Here is a 533-nt window from a genome sequence, read left to right on the forward strand (position 1 = left end):
ACCACGTGCCAGCCGTAGGCCTCGAAGCGCTTGGCGGTGTCGTCGGTGAACCAGCCCTTGACCTCGCCGTCGATGGAGATGCCGTTGTCGTCGTAGAAGGCGACCAGCTTGCCGAGTTGCTGGGTGCCGGCCAGGGAGGCGACCTCGTGGGAGATGCCCTCCATCAGGCAGCCGTCGCCGACGAAGCAGTAGGTGGCGTGATCGACGATGGTATGGCCGGGGCGGTTGAACTGGGCGGCTTGGGTGCGCTCGGCGATGGCCATACCGACGGCGTTGGCCAGGCCCTGGCCGAGCGGGCCGGTGGTGGTCTCGATGCCCGGCGCGTAGCCGTACTCGGGATGGCCGGCAGTCTTGGCGTGCAGCTGGCGGAAGTTCTGCAGCTGCTCGAGGCCGAGCTCGTAGCCGGAGAGGTGGAGCAGGGAATAGAGGAGCATGGAGCCGTGGCCGTTGGAGAGCACGAAGCGGTCACGGTCGGGCCAGTGGGGATCGGCCGGGTTGTGCTGGAGGAAATCGTTCCACAGCACCTCGGCGAT

The 533-nt window shown here is 67.4% G+C and carries 1 pseudogene; it reads right to left on the minus strand.

The features are described from left to right. Positions 1 to 533, minus strand: a pseudogene (locus LU493_RS19485) (transketolase); the annotation flags it as partial.

The organism is Halomonas elongata, from assembly GCF_029081005.1.
Taxonomy (GTDB): domain Bacteria; phylum Pseudomonadota; class Gammaproteobacteria; order Pseudomonadales; family Halomonadaceae; genus Halomonas; species Halomonas elongata_B.